Below are 16,782 nucleotides of genomic sequence, written 5' to 3' on the forward strand. Positions count from 1 at the left end.
CCGATGCGTGAGTTTCTCACCCTGCTTTCCCCTCAGGCTGCACTGGAACGCTGGTTGAACGCTCTTTCTGACTCCGAACCGGATGGAGAAGACATTCCATCCATAGAGGCTTTGGGTCGGGTGACTATCGCTGGCATTCGTGCGCCAGAGCCGATGCCGTCTTTTCCGCGTAGCACTGTGGATGGGTATGCGGTGCGCGCGGCGGATACCTTTGGGGCGAGCGATAGCCTGCCGGCCTACCTGAGGCTGGTGGGTGAAGTGGGGATGGGAAAGGCGCCTGATTTTATCCTACAGCCTGGGCAAGCCGCCTTGATTTATACCGGGGGAATGTTGCCGGAAGGGGCGGATGCAGTAGTCATGCTTGAGCATACCCAAGTGACACTACCGGGGGAGATCGAGGTCTTGCGCGCAGTGGCGGTGGGGGAAAATGTGCTCAAAGTGGGCGAAGATGTTCAGGTAGGCGACGAGGTGATCCCGGCGGGGGTGCGTTTACGCCCGGCGGAAATTGGTGGCCTGATGGGGTTGGGAATCACAAAATTGCGCGTAGCCAAGAGACCTCGGGTGGGAATTATTTCTAGTGGCGATGAGGTAATCCCGCCCGATCAACCTCTGGGTATGGCACAGGTACGAGATATCAATAGCTATTCTATCGGTGCCTTGGTAGACATGCTGGGAGGAATTCCCCAGCGCTATGGTATCGTCCCTGATCGCGAAGAAGCGTTGCGGGAGGTATTGACCCGTGCTCTCAGCGAAAGTCAAATGGTCATCATCTCCGCGGGCTCTTCTATTAGTACGCGTGACCTGACCGCACGGGTGATGGATGAAATGGGGCCGCCGGGGGTTTTAGTCCACGGTATCAATATCCGGCCCGGAAAGCCCACGATATTAGCCGTCTGCAACGGGAAGCCTGTGCTGGGACTGTCTGGCAATCCGGTTAGTGCCTTAGTCGTGGCCAGTTTATTTCTTCCGGCGGTATTGGATAAATTGTCGGGGGTTAAACTACAACGACCGCGAGCTCGGGTGCAGGCTCGGTTGACCATTAACCTTCCCTCTCAAGCCGGGAGAGAGGATTATGTCCCGGTGCGGTTGATGGAAACTCAGGAAGGTTATCTGGCCGAACCCATTTTTTATAAAAGCAACTTAATTTTCTCCCTCGTGCGCGCAGATGGGGTGCTGCGTATCCCCGCGGATGCCACTGGGTTGGGGTTGGGTGCTACCGCTGAGGTGTGGTTGTTATAAGTTTGTATTTTATAGATGAGGAACTTTGCGATGGCAGTCTATCTTCATGATATTCCATTAGCCGAAGCCCAAAGGCGTATTCGTGAGGCTCTCCAATCGGCAGGATTGTGGGGGGTCTTGGGGAAGGAAACTTTGCCTATATCCGAAGCCCTGGTAGGGCGAGTAACTGCTGAACCCATTTGGGCGCGCCTTTCCTCACCTCATTATCATTCCGCAGCCATGGATGGGTTTGCCATTCGTGCCGAAGACACTGCCGGGGCTATGCCAACAGCACCGATTACCTTGCTGGTTAGTTCCCAAGCCGCTTATGTGGATACGGGAGACGTTTTACCGCAATGGGCGAATGCGGTGGTACCGATTGAGCAGGTGGAAGCCTTAAACAGCGCGGGGCAGCCGGCAGATGATCCACGTCATCCTTATATGATCCGTCTTAGGGCTGCCCTGACACCCTGGAGCCACGTGCGCCCGATGGGTGAGGATATTGTAGCAACTCAGTTGGTCCTTCCAGCCGGGCATGTTTTACGAGCGGTAGATTTAGGGGCAATTGCTGCGTGTGGGCATACAGAGGTCACCGTTACCCGCAAACCACGAGTTGCGATTATTCCAACCGGGGATGAACTCATCCCGATTGGGCAGCCGGTGAAGCCGGGTGACATTATTGAGTTTAATTCCTTGGTTTTGGCTGCTCAGGTGACCACCTGGGGAGGGGAGCCAATTCGTTTTCCGATCACTCCGGATGAAGAGGAATTGATCCTGGAACAAGTGCAGGAAGCGGCTCGTGAGAGTGATTTGATTTTGCTCAATGCGGGTTCTTCGGCGGGTTCGGAGGATTTCTCGGCGCGGGTAATTGAACGGTTGGGGGAATTGCTTTTCCATGGTGTAGCCGTACGTCCCGGTCATCCGGTGATTTTCGGCATTCTCTCTCGCCCCGGCGCGCCACCGGGAGATAAAGTCCCAATTTTTGGTGTGCCTGGCTATCCGGTCTCAGCGGCTCTGACGGGTGAAATCTTCATTGAACCGCTGCTTGCTTTATGGACGGGGCGTTCCCCTGCCCAACCTGAAGAGATTGAAGCCATATTGACACGAAAGATTACCTCCCCGGCAGGTGATGAGGACTATGTGCGCGTGGTTGTTGGCGAGGTTGGGGGACGAGTCGTGGCGGCACCGTTAGCACGAGGGGCTGGTGTTATCACCTCATTGGTACGCGCCGACGGTATACTGGTGATACCATCAGGTGTTCAAGGCATCGAGGCGGGAGAAAAAGTGCGAGTACGGTTATACACCAGTAGCCGTAATCTGAATCGCACCCTTTTTGCGATCGGCTCTCATGATATGTCGCTTGATCTCTTAGCCCAGTTTTTAGCCGAGCGAGGGTTGCGACTGGTCTCGGCCAATGTGGGCAGTCTGGGCGGGTTGGTGGCTTTGCGGCGCGGCGAAGCCCATCTGGCTGGTTCTCATTTATTAGATCCAGAGACGGGGATTTATAACATACGTTATGTGCAACAATATTTACCGAATGAGAAGGTGATGATTGTGCGGTGGGTGGAACGCGAGCAGGGGTTGATCGTACAATCGGGCAATCCCAAGGGCATCCGGGGTTTAGAAGACTTAACGCGCCCCGATGTGACGTTTGTCAATCGGCAACGCGGGGCAGGGACGCGTGTGTTACTAGACTATCATTTAGGTCGTCTTGGGATCAATCCCGAGGTTATTAGGGGCTACCAGCAAGAAGAATATACTCACCTGGCGGTGGCTGCCGCCGTGGCTTCGGGACGTGCAGATTGTGGATTAGGGGTAACGGCAGCGGCAAAAGCGCTGGATTTAGATTTCATTCCCTTATTCCAAGAAGCCTATGATTTGATTATCCTGTGCAAGTATGCCGAGGAAGAGCGTATTCGCGCTGTTTTCGATTTAATGGCAGATTCACGTTTCCGCCATGCCGTAGCCCAATTGCCCGGTTACGACGTTGGACAAATGGGTGTCATTGTGCAAACCTGCTGATATGATTACTTCAATCAGCCTACAATCTTGATGGAGGTGTTTGATGACTATAGATGTGAACATGCCCGCGCCCGATTTTACATTACCGGATGAGACGGGAACGCCACGTTCACTCCATGAATTCCGTGGGAAACCGGTGGTGCTCTATTTCTACCCAAAAGATGATACCCCGGGGTGCACCAAGGAAGCCTGTTCTTTTCGAGATGATTATCAGGTCTATGTCGAGGCAGGGGTTGTGATCCTAGGGGTAAGCCCGGATTCGCCGGCTTCCCATGCCCGGTTCAAGCAAAAATATAACCTGCCCTTTACACTGCTTTCTGACGAGGATCACCAAGTGTCCCGTTTGTACGGGGTCTGGGGAAAGAAAAAGTTTATGGGGCGAGAATACGAAGGCGTCCTTCGCACCACGTTTCTGATTGATGAGAACGGTCTCATTAAGAAAATCTTTCCCAATGTAAAGCCCGAAGGACACAGCGCCGAGGTTCTCGCTGCTCTACGTGCCTGAGCATTGGTAAATCACCCGGAAAATATATGGCAGGCTCTCTTAAGGATTAGAGCCTGCCATAATTTCATGCCATTGCAAATCCATTTATACGACCGTGGTGGGTTGACAGGTCCCGACCGAGACGTTAAGGATTTGCATCTCACCCAGGAGGCTCTGAGGTGTATGTCCGGCGAGATTATCCAGAGTTAGACCTTCTAGAGTTTCGTTGATGGTTTTTTGTAGACTTGCCCAAATTGGCATGAACACGCAGGTGTCTTGGCGTGGACACGCCGAGGGGTCTTCCAGGCAAGGGGACAGTCGAATAGGCCCTTCCAAGGCTTCCATAATTTCACGCACCGAGATTGTGCCGGGGTCTCGGTTCAAGCGAATGCCGCCGCGCGGGCCGGGGGTGGTTCGAATGAGCCCCTTTTGCATCAACGTATGGATAATCTGGTGCAAGAATGGAAGAGGAATATCTAATTGCCGAGAAAGGGTAGCCGTGGCAACGGGCTGATCAGCCGTTGAAACCAATGCCAGCATGACCTGTAAACCATAATCAAAACGTCGGCTAATTTTAAGCATGTTCGATCCTCTAAGTAGAATTTATCATAAATCTTTATCAAAATAGTATGTTTTGCGGGTTTGAGGTAGTGACGAATTCACAAATTTGACACGAATAATGTCTTAATCATGATTAAGGTTGATCTAGAATTCACCCTTTCTCTCATCTTTTTCTTAATTGAACAAAGGATATAATCAATATGCAAGTGAAATCGTTCACCTGTCCAAAGGAGGACCTATGAAAAAAATTGCTTTTGTGGTGATCCTGTTGATGTTCAGTGCGCTTGTATTGGCAGCTTGCGGTAGCAGCGGGGGTGGCGGGGAAGCACAGGAGAGTCGTCCAACGCCTCCGCCCGAGTATGCCGGAAAAACCAGCCCCTATACTACCAATGATGCTAACGCAGTGGCGGCGGGAAAGACCATCTATGAGCAGCGCTGTACTTCTTGCCATGGTGAGAAAGGGCTAGGGGATGGACCTGCGGGGCAGGCTCTGGATCCACATCCCGGCAATTTGGCCGAATTGGTCAAGGTGGCTAAGGATGATTACATGTTCTGGCGCATTTCAGAGGGTGGCGCAATGGCGCCCTTTAATTCATCTATGCCGGCCCAGAAAGGCATCTTGACCGAAGACGAAATCTGGCAGGTTATTACTTACATCAAGACCTTCAAATAAACAAGAGTTCTTTACGAGAGTTAGCCCGGCATGCTATCATGCCGGGCTAACTTTATATGAAGGATCGTCAGAATACTATAAGTGGGGTTAAAATAGAAGCATGTCAAATCTAGGCAAGAGGACTATATTAGTCCGATTACGCCAAAATACATGGATTGGCTGGTTTGTCTTAGGTGCGTTTCTGATCGCCCTAAGTCTTCTGAGTTTGTTGGGGTTTCTTGAAGTACCAACGGTAGGTTTGTTGCTGGGGGTGGGTTTGGGTGTTGTGTCGTTATGGTTTTGGCGGCATCGCGAGAAGAGTCCAAATTTGAGTTCTAGGGATGATGAAGTTCAATTAAAGACGTTTGAAAATTTTCTACAGAATATAAATCACCTGCTCAGTTTGGAGGATGAAGAGCGTTTTGTTCGTTACGCATTAGAACAGGCAACTGCGCTCAGTGGGGCTAGAGGCGCAACGTTTATTCCGCTGGATGAATGGAATCACCCGCTGCGTGTTTATGCTGTTGGAATAGAAACGGAACAAGAACGGGAGACCTGGGAAAAGTCTCTGGCTCGGGGGCAGATCCGTGTCACTTGTAAACAGTGTCAGGTATATCGAGCAGGATTGGAACAAGGGTGTTTCCTGCTCCAAGGGGGAGTATCCGGAGCCAAGGTGGTTGAGTGTATTCCTTTGAAGCAAAATGGACGGATGGTAGCGGTTGTCAACCTATATATGCCGGAAGCAATCTCTGAGGTATCGGAGAGTTTGAAACATTGGCTGGAAGGCCTTTTTGCTATTGTGATGACTGGTTTGGAGTTGCGCCGCCTGAAAGCCCGTGAAGCAGCTGTCTATGCTCAGGTTCTCGGTTCCCGAGTGGGTCATCCCGATTTGGAGAGTGTGCTTAGGCCGATTTTATGGCGCGTGATGCAGGCGGCGGAATGTGAAGGTGTTGCCCTCCACCTCGGCCAGGGCGGGCTGCCAACATTTCCTGTTTTTCTCAGTGTGGGACAGTTACCATTTACAGTCCCCGAGGTTATGAGTCGAATCCATGCTCAAGTACATAGTAATACTTTGGAAGCACCTAATTATCTTCAACCAATAGCTTTCGATATAAAAGGAACTTCTGGATGGGCGCTCCCACTTGTTGGCTCAGAGGGGAAAGGAATTGGAACATTGCTACTTTACCCTGCTAAGGATCCTTCTTGGGATCCGTCCATCAATCAGGTGATGGAACTCTTATTGGACACTTTGGTTCGCATCATTGAGAACGAGCGATTGCATTACGATCTGGCGTTTCGGGTTGTGATGATGGAGCGTTCACGTCTGGCGCGAGAGATCCATGATGGTTTAGCCCAAACCTTGGCCTATCTCAAACTAAATACGGCGCAGATGCTCAACCTATTGAATCGCGAAGACTTTACGCGCTTAGAAACCGTGCTTCAGCAGCATTACCAAGCTCTAGCCGAGATTTATCTTGAGACTCGACAAGTCATGGATAACCTGCGCTTTAACCCGCAAGATGATATGAACGCTTGGATTCGTCAAGTGGCGATCAGTATGGCCGAGCGTTCTAATCTTCAAATTGAATGTTATCTTCCCGAGGAGTCCCCTGAACTTCCGCTGGAAGTCCAGGCGCAACTCTTACGAATCATTCAAGAGGCTTTGAATAATATTCGCAAGCACGCTCATGCCTCGCGGGCTTGGATCTCGCTTAGCCCCTGGAATCATGAGTGGATTTTAGAAATCGGAGATAATGGGATCGGGTTTTCCCCGGATGAGGTTCCTCATTTTTCACAGCATGGGTTGCGAGGTATGCGCGAACGGGCAGAATTGATTGGGGCTGATTTTCAGATTATCAGTCGGCCTTATCAAGGCACCGTTATTCGTTTACAGGTACCATCTCGAGTAGAGGAGTCTCTGGTATGAGTACGCGAGCAGTTCGTGTTGTAGTTGTGGATGATCATGCGCTTTTCCGGCGTGGGTTAATTGAGCTTTTACGCGATATGCCGGAACTGAAAGTCGTAGGTGAAGCCGGCAATGGGCAGGAGGCGCTCGAAGTTATTCGCCACGCCATGCCAGATGTCGTTCTACTGGATATTAATATGCCCCATATGGATGGCTTACGCACATTGGAGGTGATTCGCAAATTTCCATCTTCGCCGAAAGTCCTGATGCTAACGGTTTCACAGCATGAGGAAGACCTTATGCAAGCCATCCGCAGTGGTGCAGATGGATATTTGCTCAAGAATGTGGAACCGGAAGAATTGCGTAAGGCGATTTTGCGTGTTTATCAGGGAGAAGGTGCTCTTTCTCCTGAAGTTACTGCGCCGGTGCTCCGTGCAATCGCCTATCAATCCGAGATCGCGAATCGCCAGATCCTCAGCGATAGAGAACTGGAAGTGCTGGAATGCCTGGCAGATGGTCAAACGACGGGTCAGATAGCAGCCAAACTGTATATTTCGGATAACACGGTAAAGACTCACGTTCGTCATATCTTAGAGAAACTTGAGGCGTCTAATCGCACCGAGGCGGTGAGTAAAGCCATCGCGTTGGGTTTGATCCGCCGCCGCGAGGGCTAAATCAAAACCCGTATTTGAGTCGTAAGCGGTGATAAGAATATCCCCCATTTAGGGGGATATTTTTAACCCACTTTAATGTCTATCAAATCTCGACAATAATGGGTGAAATTGTGTATTTTATTATGTGGGCAGGTACAAAAGGTTCGGGTTAGAGGTCTTCGGAGTAATGAGTTTTCATCAGGTAGATGGAGTGCGCAGGGTATTGATTGCTTCAGCCAATCCGCTCTTCGGGCGGGGGTTAGAACGCCTGATTCATCAACAGTGGAAGGGTCGCCAATTTGAGATTCGGGTTGTGGCAACAATGGAGGAAACTCTGCTTCTTCTCGAGTCTTGGTTGCCTGACCTAGTTATCCTTGACTACGATGACCGCTCGCTTGACCGCAAACGCTTTATGGATCTATTTATCAGTGGCAACCGGGCGATGCAGGTGATGTTGGTTTCATTGCACGAGAGCGGATCGGTCGTTGTTTATGATCGCCGCATCCTTACCCCTTCCCAGGCAGAAAATTGGCTTTCGTTACCAGGTAGTCTAGACTCACAGCCTCGAACTTCAGGAAAGGAGCGCGTTTCGACGATGAAACATTTCGCGATTGCCGGGTTTTTGGTCATTGTATCTACATTCGTGGTGAATTACTTGTTAAACACGATTCGCATTCTCCCTCTCCAGGCCAGTGCCCAGGCTCAACCAATTGATCGCCTCTTCAATTTGCAGTTCATGCTCATTGCTTTCTTCTTTTCGCTGATTGTGGTTTTCCTGGGCTACAGTTTGGTAGTGTTCCGCCAACGGAGTAAAGAGGGTGAAGAGGAAGGGGCTTATATCAAGGGCTCTACCGGCCTGGAAGTGGTGTGGACAATTATCCCGATTGGAATCGTGATTTACCTCTCTTATCTTGGTTCTCTGGCATTGGCCGAAACGCGACGGGTGGATCCGCAAGCTGTTGAGGTTAAAGTGGTGGCCGGCCAATGGTTTTGGCGCTTTGAGTATCCGCAATATGGTATTGTCTCCAATGCATTGTACTTACCGGTTAATCGTCAGGCGCATTTACGTTTGACCTCGTTGGATGTCATTCACTCATTTTGGGTACCCGAATTTCGGGTGAAGCAGGATGCGCTTCCTGGCGAGAACCTTGAACGGGAATTGCGTGTTACCCCAACGATGATCGGCGAGTTCAAGGTGCGTTGTGCAGAACTTTGTGGCACCTCGCACGCTTACATGGAAAGCCCGGTCGTAGTGGTTTCCCAAGCGGATTTTGAGGCTTGGATCAGTGAACAATTGGCTGCTATTGGCACCGACCCGGCGACACGCGGGGCAAAGTGGGCGCAAACCAATGGCTGTCTTTCATGTCATTCGGTGGACGGATCACCAGGGGTTGGGCCTACCTGGAAAGGACTTTTTGGCCGTACCGATCATGAATTAGCGGATGGCTCCGTGGTTGCCGTGGATGAGGCTTATCTGAAAACTGCTATTGTCAATCCCAATGCGCAAATTGTTAAAGGATTCCCGGCAAATGTCATGCCAGGCAACTATCAGTCACTCCTTTCCGAACAACAGATCAACGACATTATTGAATATATCAAGACACTGCGCTGATTTCGACACTTGATGGAGGTCATTATGAGACGTTTATGGGCAATTGGGCTCGTTCGAGGGTTAGTTGGTCAGGTGATAGGCTTTCTTCTTGGTATCGGATTACTGAGTGCCGTGCGGATGGCATTAGGGTTGCCGTGGAAGGCTGAACCGGCCTGGGTAGTAGGCGGATTTGGAGGCGTTTTGGGCTTCATGATTGCACTTGGCGCCTTTAGGGATTGGTATGCCTGGGCTTTGGGACGCGAAACACCTGATATCGAGGATATTGAAGAGACTCCGGGCTGGCAACGTTACCTGGGCTATAGTTTGGATCATAAGGTGATTGGAGTTCAGTATGGTGTGCTCTCTCTGCTATTACTTGCGATTGGGGGTACATTTGCGCTGATCTTTCGTACCGAATTGGCTCAATCCGGGATGCAGTTTCTCTCGCTGGATTTCTTCAACACCCTGATCGGGATGCACGGTATGGTGCTGATCATCTCGATCTTACTAGGTTTCGCGGCCATGGCCAACTTCTTAGTACCGCTCTTGATTGGGGCTAGGGATATGGCCTTTCCGCGTCTGAATGCTTTCTCTTTTTGGATCGCGGTTCCGGCATCTATTACGTTGCTGAGTGCCATTTTCTTGGGGGGTTTTGATACTGGTTGGACAGCTTACCCTCCGCTGAGTATTCGGGCTCCGTTGGGGATGCAGATGTTTTTTGTTGGCGTGTTCTTCAACGGTTGGTCATCCATTTTGGGAGCTTTGAATCTGATTACTACGATCATCTGGTTGCGTGCGCCGGGGATGTCTCTCTTTCGGATGCCTATTTTCGCCTGGGCGACCCTGGCCACATCAATTATCGCGCTGACGGCGACGCAGTTGATTGGCCTTTCATTTCAGATGGTGATGTTTGAGCGTTTGTTTGGGATGGGATTCTTTGAACCAGCCAAAGGTGGAAATCCGATTTTGTTCCAACACCTCTTCTGGTTTTACTCTCATCCAGCGGTATATATCTTTGTATTGCCGGGACTGGGGGTAATCAGCGAGTTACTGCCAGTCTTTGTGCGTAAGCCGCTCTTCGGTTACCGTTGGGTGGCGATGTCTTCGTTAGGGATTGCCTTGGTGGGCTTTCTGGTATGGGGGCACCATATGTTCACCTCTGGCATGGAAGAGTACCTGCGGGTGCCGTTTATGTACAGTACGCTTTTGGTCGCCGTACCCACCGGAATCAAGTTTTTCAGTTGGGTGGCTACCTTATGGCAGGGGCGGATTCGCACGCCGGTACCAATGCTGTTTGTCCTGGGTGCAATTGTCGTGTTCCTCATGGGGGGATTGAGTGGCCCGCCTAATGGGGTAGTCGCGACCGATTTGCACTTGCATGACACCTATTTCGTGGTCGGCCATTTTCACGACACGATGTTTGGAGGGTATATCTTCCCTCTGTTTGCAGCGATCTATTATTGGTTCCCTAAGGTGAGTGGGCGCAAATTAAACGAGACACTGGGGCGGCTGCATTTTTGGTTGATGACGCCTTCGTTTCTGGTTATGACATTTGGTCAAATGTGGGTGGGTATGTTGGGCATGCGCCGCCGCATTGCCGATTATGACCCGGCACAAGGGTTTGATACCGCACATTTAGTGATCACAATTGCCGGTTTTTTGATTGGCTTATCGGTGTTGATTTTCTTTATCAACTTGGTGATTAGTCTGCGCCGCGGAGAAGTAGCGGTAGGAAATATTTGGCAATCGCGTTCACCGGAATGGCAGTTATTACCCTCGCCGGCACCGATGCACAATTACCCTCAGCCGTTCCGGGTGGTGGGCGACCCTTACGACTATGGTCTGAAGGGGTCGCGTTATGTTGAACCCTTGACGCAACCGGCAGGAGATTGAGGAGGTTGACGATGAAAACATCTTCAAAGGCAATGTCTGAAGTACGACGCGGTGTGGTGGTGTTCATCGTTTTGGCCGTCTTAACCGGTATTGAGTATTATGTTGGAATTCACGAAGCACCGAGCGTTATTCTGTGGGCTATTGCCCTGCTCAAAGCGGCGGTGGTGATTCAGTTCTACATGCATCTAATGCGCATTTTCCGCTCACAGGAGGAGCACTGATGAGCACCCATGAAATGAGCCTTGAGGCTTATCGGCAACGTGTTGCCACTAACCGCATCGGTTTATGGCTGTTTATCATTTCGGATGCTTTCATGTTCGGCGCGTTACTCGTTACTCGGTTCTATTTGCTGGGAGGTCGTCGTCCCGAACTGGATCAGACATTGGGCTTAATCGTGACCTCGGTGCTGTTAACCAGCAGTTTCTTTATGAATCGGGCTGAAGCGATGATTGCGGCCGGAAATCGGCGTGGTTTCCTGTCCAGTACCTTGATCACTATGGTGCTGGGAATAGCGTTTTTAGTAGGTGTAATTGGGTTTGAATGGCGTCTAGCTCCATTTGGGCCGGCAGATGGCGCCGAAGGTGCAGTCTTCTATATGATGACCGGAATGCATGCTTTCCATGTTTTGACCGGCGTCATCTTTCTGTTCGTTGTTTTTCGAAATGGCTTAAAAGGGCATTACTCTCCCGAACGCCACTGGGCGGTAGAAGCGTGCGCTAACTACTGGCACTTTGTCGACGTGGTTTGGATTTTCTTTTATCCCGCTCTCTACCTGATGGGAACGCTCTAGGTGGGGCATGCGCCAATATAGTCTCTTGATAGGGATTGGCATTGTAGCGGTGGCCTTGGTTGCTGTGGGGCTTTTGCTCCGCCCCCAAGGTCAGTTCCGCGGATCATTGCTTGATCCCCCGATTCCTGCGCCTGATTTTTCTCTCACTCAGGCGAATGGGAAAACCTTTACTTTAAGTGCGCAAAAAGAAAAAGTGGTTTTGCTGTTCTTTGGTTACACCTATTGCCCTGACGTTTGTCCAACGACGTTAGCTGATCTTGCTCAGGTTATGAAACGCCTTGGTCGGCAGTCAGAGCGGGTCAGGGTGGTCTTTATTTCGGTTGATCCCCAGCGAGACACCCCGGAACGTGCTCAGTCCTATGCTGCTGCATTTGACCCGTCTTTTATTGGGCTTTCAGGCACTGAAGCCGACCTGCAACCAGTATGGAATGCCTATGGTGTTTATCGGTTGGTGCGGGACAGTGAAAGTCGTGGAAGCGATTATTTAGTGGATCACTCGGCCCGGGTTTACCTGATAGATGGCAAGGGAAATTTACGCTTGACATATTCCTTTGGCACTCCGGTGGAAGATCTGGAAAATGACTTGCGTCTCATCTTGAGGGAGAAATAACGTATGACCGCGACAACCAAAGCGGTACTTGTTCGCCTTGGGGTTACTCTTCTGTTGGGATTACTGGTAGGTGTTTTGGTCGGTGAGGGGGCCTACTGGTTGTTGCGCGGAGAAAGCGAGAATGAACCGCGTGTTATTGAAATTGTCATTCCTGCCGGTACGGCGCGACAAATTGCTATGGGGGGGCCAGGCCCGGCCCTCCCCTCCATGATTTTCACCGCGGGTGATGTTTTGATGGTGCGGAATGAAGACGAGGTTAGTCATCAGTTGGGGCCGCTGTGGATTCCACCCGGAAGCACTGCCTCGCTTAATCTGGATCGTCCTAATGCGTATAGCATGGCATGTACGTTTCAATCTTCACAGGTATTAGGGTTGGATGTGCGTCCACGCATCCGTCCGATAGACCGTGTGCAGGGAATCCTGGCAGTGATGATCCCAACGTGGATGTTGTTGTGGGTCTACTCATTGGTGGCAGTTCCCCTACCGGAAAGCGGTCCAACTGCTTCGTCAATCCACCATCGGTCTTGAGAGCAATATGCGCACGCGAGGGTTTTTACATTGGGTCTTGACCACGCTGTTTGTACTGGCGGCGATGGCCGTGATGGTTCGCCTTGGTTTCTGGCAGTTAGATCGCTTGGCGCAGCGGCGAGCGTTTAACGCTCGCGTTCTGGCGGCTCAGGCTATGCCAGTCTTGAACTTAAATGAGAACGTACCTCTAAGCGATCTCGAGACCATGGAATATCGTGAGGTGATTGTCGAAGGGACGTATTTATTTGAGGAGGAGGTACTTCTGCGTAACCAGGTTTGGGAGGGACGATTGGGGTTTCATGTGTTGACGCCGTTGCAAATTCGGGGCTCGACCTGGGCGGTGCTGGTAGATCGCGGCTGGATACCTTTTGAAGAAGCCCAACTTCCGGCCCGCCTTGCCTTTCAGGAGCAGGGGAGGGTGACCGTAAGGGGGATCATTCGTCGCGGTCAGGAACACCCAGATTTTGGCGGTGTACCTGATCCTACGTTGACGCCTGGACAAACCCGCTTAGAGGCGTGGAACCTGGTCAATATTCCGCGCATTCAACAGCAAACCCGCGCTTCCCTGTTGCCAATCTATATACAGCAGGCGCCAGATCCGGCGTGGCAAGGACTACCTTATCGGGCGTTACCAGAAGTCGAAATTAGTGAAGGCCCGCATTTGGGCTATGCCATTCAATGGTTTACGTTTGCGGCAATTTTAGGGATTGGTTATCCATTTTACGTTAAACGGCAATTGCATAAGGCTGGCGGATATCCTGCAAAGCCATTGGAGGATGGGGACGAATGAAACAAAAAACCTTGAAGCAAATTTACGGCAGTGTGGTCGTTCTTCTGCTTTTGGCGGTGTACAGCGGCTATGTGGTCCGCTTTTTGGATCCTTCCGAGTTCTGCGCTCCGATTACGAAGTGCGTTTTCGTATTGGGGCGTCCGGAGACTTGGCTACCCTGGATTGCGGCGATGCATCCAAGCCTCGCATTCGTGGCCGGGCTTTTAGGAATTAGTGTGGGTTTGTGGCGATTAATTAGGGAGAGGTCTCTTTCTCCGATTGAACGGTGGGGATTAATAACTGGGATAACCACGTTGCTGCTCCAAGGCTTACAAACGTTCTGGTTTGGAAATAAACTTCGGGATTATTCTGATTTGACTCATCTTTCATTGGGGTTGCTTGCCCTAACAGCATTTACGGTGGCAGGGCTTTCTGTCCTTCCTTCATTCCAAGTCCTTTCGGATGCTCGATCCTCAAAGCGCAAATATGTGAGATTTCTGGGGATGGGACTTCTGTGGGTCACATTTCTTTTGCTTATCAGCGGTTATGCACAGGGATTAGATCCATACAGCCCGGCCTGTGGTGGTTGGCCTTTTTGTTCTAGCGGCTGGGCGTTCAGTCAGTGGGGGTGGCATATACTCTTGCATCGGTTGCTAAGTCTTCTCGCCTTAGGTGGGGTCACCGGGATGCTCATCATAACCTGGCGAGGTTATTCGCAAGACATCATAGTCCTTCCGGCAGCCACAGCCCTGGCGATCCTTTTTCTGGGTCAGGTCGGATTAGGGGGTGTCATGGTCAACCGCGGCTACCGGCAGGATCTGGTGGCTTTGCACGCTTTCAATATTGTGGCATTGTGGCTGACATTAAGCGTATTGGTTTTCAGGGTGTGGGTACGGTCACCTCATTCCGAAAGACAATCCATAGCCACAGTCTCATGGCAGACACGTTTGAAGGCTTATTTTCTCCTAAACAAACCGGTAATTGTGGCGCTTCTTTTGGTCACAACGTATACGGGCATGGTGTTAGCTGCAAAAGGGATACCGGACGCTCGTTTGACCTTCTGGACCCTTTTTGGGGGAGCGCTGGCGGCAGGGGGAGCGAGCGCCATCAACCAATATATTGATCGCGAAGCCGATAAGCGGATGCAGCGAACGGCCAAGCGTCCAATACCAGCCGGCATTATTACCCCAGCCCAAGGTCTGGCCTATGGGATAGCGGCCTGTTGGGTTGCCTTTTTTATGTTAGCGATTATGGTTAATCTGCTTACCGCGCTTTTAGCGTTGGCAGGGATGATCTACTATGTGGGGATTTACAGCCTTTGGTTGAAACCTGCTACACCTCAGAATATTGTGATCGGTGGCGGGGCTGGCGCTATTCCACCGCTAGTAGGATGGGCTGCGGTAGCGAACGATCTTCAGGTGCCGGCGCTTTTTTTGTTCGCGATTATCTTCCTTTGGACGCCGCCACATTTCTGGGCATTGGCACTGGTGCGGCGGAAGGATTATGCCCGGGCTGGGATTCCGATGTTACCAGTAGTACTGGGCGAGCAAACAACGCGACGGCAGATTTTCATCTACACTTTACAATTGGTGGCCTTGACGTTGTTGATGCCCCTTTTAAACCTGACTGGTCACCTTTTTTTGTTGATTGCATTGGTTCTAGGGGGAGGATTGATTTACGCCGCTTGGCGGGTTTTGCGCATGCCCGGCAATCGCCCGGCTTACCAGATGTATCGCATGTCTAGCATGTACCTTGCATTAATCTTTTTGGCATTGGTTGTGGATGTCCTGGTTTAGAGGGAAAGGGGCGCTCAGGACCAGGATCCGCTATCTTGAGCGCCCCAAGAACTCGCTCTCTTCCCGTCACGCTTCTTGAATTGGAATGACCAGGTCAAGAGGATATTCGGCTAATCGGGTGATTTCACCGTTAGGTAGTACAGCGTAGGTATCTTCTAAGCGAACTCCCATCTCCTTTTCTGGGTAATATAGCCCCGGCTCAATGGTGAAGACCGTCCCGGGGACAAGAATATCGCGCGATTCTTTGGCATAAGCACCACTAACCGGATACTCATGCACGTGTAATCCCAGCCCATGACCGAGACTGTGGACATAGCCTTTCTGGGTGGTCGGATCGGTGCGCACGGTGGGGTGCCCCATGGCTTCAAACAATTCGCATGTGCGATCATGATAGGTCTTGAAGAACGTATTGGGTTTCAGTTCCTGAGTAATCTGGTGATATACCGAGAGTACTTGCTCATAAAGTTTCAGAGCTTCGTCGGTTGCGTATCCCAAGCACCAGGTGCGAGTGAAATCATAATAGTAACCGCCACCAGCCTCACAAGGGAAAATATCAAAGACAATGGTCTCGCCCAGGCGAAGCACGTCATCAGGGTTACCGGTGCTGTGAGGGACTGCCGCGTCGCGTCCAATAGCAAAAATGGTGCCTTCGGGGTTGTCCACACCCTGTTCAGCCAACCATAGATTGATCTTCCGCTTAACCTCGCCGATGGTCAATGGGTTGCCGTCCGGTTTGATCAAAACGCCGTTTTTAGCGCGATGATGGGAAAGAAAATCGGCGGTTTGGGCAACGACCCATGTGGTGATCTGGCCCATACGCTCGATTCGCTTGATCTCATTTTCGTCCTTCGTCATCATGGCCGAAAGCAGAATGGGATCTTCAGAGAAGCCAAGGAATTCTACCGCGGGCAACAATTGTTGTAAGCGTTGGGTTAAATCGAACTGCGGCCCGAACTCAATCTTCCCATATAAGGCAATGCGACCATGGTCTAAGCCGAGGTCGGTTAAGATTTTTTGGAAACGCAAAGCCGATGCCTGGGCAACATCTCCACTGGCCTGCTCATAGAATGTCTTGTAAGGATACTCATCATAGCAACGAGTGGTTAGACCCGACTTAGCCGCCTCATCACGCTCCATTGAGCGATAGAAAAGCAAGGGCGGCTGGTCGCGCCGCTTGAACAGATCAGTGCTGGTGAGCGAGGCGTCACCGGTGAAATAGCGCATGGCGGGGTTGTGTGTGGTTGGCCCCATGATCCACAGCGCATCTACCTGGTAGGCATGCATCAATTGATCGAGGTCGCGCTTCATG

At 51.2% G+C, this 16,782-nt stretch carries 16 protein-coding genes; 14 read left to right on the forward strand and 2 right to left on the reverse strand.

Annotation, left to right across the window (positions count from 1 at the left end; translation table 11 throughout):
- The first annotated feature begins 3 nt into the window (after nucleotides 1-3).
- The 3 genes from QYE77_RS00275 to bcp are packed head-to-tail and all read left to right on the forward strand — an operon-like array spanning nucleotide 4 to nucleotide 3,745.
- Nucleotides 4-1,239 (forward strand): molybdopterin-binding protein, encoded by a 1,236-nt coding sequence (locus QYE77_RS00275; RefSeq protein ID WP_315623134.1) that lies wholly within the window; start codon nucleotides 4-6, stop codon nucleotides 1,237-1,239.
- A 30-nt stretch (nucleotides 1,240-1,269) separates the two neighbouring features.
- Nucleotides 1,270-3,240: a molybdopterin biosynthesis protein gene (locus tag QYE77_RS00280; protein ID WP_315623136.1), complete on the forward strand. Its 1,971-nt coding sequence runs from the start codon at nucleotides 1,270-1,272 to the stop codon at nucleotides 3,238-3,240.
- A gap of 43 nt (nucleotides 3,241-3,283) precedes the next feature.
- Nucleotides 3,284-3,745: a thioredoxin-dependent thiol peroxidase gene (bcp, locus tag QYE77_RS00285; protein WP_315623138.1), complete on the forward strand. Its 462-nt coding sequence runs from the start codon at nucleotides 3,284-3,286 to the stop codon at nucleotides 3,743-3,745.
- Nucleotides 3,746-3,829: 84 nt separating this feature from the next.
- Here the strand turns inward: bcp and QYE77_RS00290 are convergent, their stop codons facing one another.
- The gene (locus tag QYE77_RS00290; RefSeq protein WP_315623139.1) at nucleotides 3,830-4,306 is read right to left on the reverse strand and encodes an RrF2 family transcriptional regulator; all 477 of its coding nucleotides are present in this window, start codon (nucleotides 4,304-4,306) and stop codon (nucleotides 3,830-3,832) included.
- A 217-nt stretch (nucleotides 4,307-4,523) separates the two neighbouring features.
- On the opposite strand from QYE77_RS00290, the gene QYE77_RS00295 reads away from it, so the two are divergent.
- The 11 genes from QYE77_RS00295 (at nucleotide 4,524) to QYE77_RS00345 (ending at nucleotide 15,473) form a co-directional block, all read left to right on the forward strand.
- Entirely contained in the window at nucleotides 4,524-4,958 is a 435-nt protein-coding gene (locus QYE77_RS00295; RefSeq protein WP_315623140.1) for a c-type cytochrome, read from the forward strand.
- 100 nt (nucleotides 4,959-5,058) lie between these two features.
- The gene (locus tag QYE77_RS00300) at nucleotides 5,059-6,864 is read left to right on the forward strand and encodes a sensor histidine kinase (protein ID WP_315623141.1); all 1,806 of its coding nucleotides are present in this window, start codon (nucleotides 5,059-5,061) and stop codon (nucleotides 6,862-6,864) included.
- Nucleotides 6,861-7,517 (forward strand): response regulator transcription factor, encoded by a 657-nt coding sequence (locus QYE77_RS00305; protein ID WP_315623143.1) that lies wholly within the window; start codon nucleotides 6,861-6,863, stop codon nucleotides 7,515-7,517. Before QYE77_RS00300 ends, QYE77_RS00305 begins: the two co-directional genes overlap by 4 nt.
- 166 nt (nucleotides 7,518-7,683) lie before the next feature.
- The gene (coxB, locus tag QYE77_RS00310; RefSeq protein ID WP_315623145.1) at nucleotides 7,684-9,108 is read left to right on the forward strand and encodes a cytochrome c oxidase subunit II; all 1,425 of its coding nucleotides are present in this window, start codon (nucleotides 7,684-7,686) and stop codon (nucleotides 9,106-9,108) included.
- Nucleotides 9,109-9,132: 24 nt separating this feature from the next.
- Nucleotides 9,133-10,980, forward strand: coding sequence for a cytochrome c oxidase subunit I (locus QYE77_RS00315; RefSeq protein ID WP_315623147.1), 1,848 nt, complete (start codon nucleotides 9,133-9,135; stop codon nucleotides 10,978-10,980).
- Between the two features lie 11 nt (nucleotides 10,981-10,991).
- Nucleotides 10,992-11,201: a cytochrome C oxidase subunit IV family protein gene (locus tag QYE77_RS00320; RefSeq protein WP_315623149.1), complete on the forward strand. Its 210-nt coding sequence runs from the start codon at nucleotides 10,992-10,994 to the stop codon at nucleotides 11,199-11,201.
- Nucleotides 11,201-11,770, forward strand: coding sequence for a cytochrome c oxidase subunit 3 (locus tag QYE77_RS00325; RefSeq protein WP_315623150.1), 570 nt, complete (start codon nucleotides 11,201-11,203; stop codon nucleotides 11,768-11,770). The genes QYE77_RS00320 and QYE77_RS00325 overlap by 1 nt, the downstream gene beginning before the upstream one ends.
- A gap of 7 nt (nucleotides 11,771-11,777) precedes the next feature.
- Nucleotides 11,778-12,380, forward strand: a complete 603-nt coding sequence (locus tag QYE77_RS00330; protein WP_315623152.1) for an SCO family protein — start codon at nucleotides 11,778-11,780, stop codon at nucleotides 12,378-12,380.
- A gap of 3 nt (nucleotides 12,381-12,383) precedes the next feature.
- Entirely contained in the window at nucleotides 12,384-12,908 is a 525-nt protein-coding gene (locus tag QYE77_RS00335) for a hypothetical protein (protein ID WP_315623154.1), read from the forward strand.
- Nucleotides 12,909-12,915: 7 nt separating this feature from the next.
- Nucleotides 12,916-13,698: an SURF1 family protein gene (locus QYE77_RS00340; protein ID WP_315623156.1), complete on the forward strand. Its 783-nt coding sequence runs from the start codon at nucleotides 12,916-12,918 to the stop codon at nucleotides 13,696-13,698.
- On the forward strand, nucleotides 13,695-15,473 hold the full coding sequence (locus QYE77_RS00345) for a heme o synthase (RefSeq protein WP_315623158.1): 1,779 nt from the start codon (nucleotides 13,695-13,697) through the stop codon (nucleotides 15,471-15,473). The genes QYE77_RS00340 and QYE77_RS00345 overlap by 4 nt, the downstream gene beginning before the upstream one ends.
- A 66-nt stretch (nucleotides 15,474-15,539) precedes the next feature.
- Here the strand turns inward: QYE77_RS00345 and QYE77_RS00350 are convergent, their stop codons facing one another.
- Entirely contained in the window at nucleotides 15,540-16,781 is a 1,242-nt protein-coding gene (locus tag QYE77_RS00350; protein ID WP_315623160.1) for a Xaa-Pro peptidase family protein, read from the reverse strand.
- Between the last annotated feature and the right edge of the window lies 1 nt (nucleotide 16,782).

Origin of the sequence: Thermanaerothrix solaris, assembly GCF_032334255.1 — a bacterium.
GTDB lineage: Bacteria > Chloroflexota > Anaerolineae > Anaerolineales > Anaerolineaceae > Thermanaerothrix > Thermanaerothrix solaris.